Raw genomic sequence first — 288 nt, forward strand, 5'->3', positions numbered from 1 at the left:
ATCACCGGCTTTGTAGCTCAGGTTTTCGCAATCAATATCGTGGCCTTTGGCGGCACGTACCCAGCCTTTATCCGACAGCACAATGGTCACCGGATCAGCAGACACCAGTTCGGTTTCACTGAAGGCTTTTGCTTCACCACGGACCACAACCGGTGAACGACGTTCATCACCATACTGTTCAGCATCGGCGGTAATTTCTTTTTTGATCAGAGTTTTCAGACGACGCTCGGAACCCAGCGTTTTTTCCAGATTTTCGCGTTCTTTTTCCAGCTCATCCTGCTCGCCGCG

General features: G+C 51.0%; 1 pseudogene. It reads right to left on the reverse strand.

Annotated features, from left to right (window positions below):
* Positions 1-288: pseudogene (locus B2Z72_RS19240) on the reverse strand (DNA topoisomerase IV subunit A); the annotation flags it as partial.

The sequence above is a fragment of the Thalassolituus sp. UBA6592 genome, assembly GCF_002433655.1.
Classification (GTDB): domain Bacteria; phylum Pseudomonadota; class Gammaproteobacteria; order Pseudomonadales; family Oceanobacteraceae; genus Venatoribacter.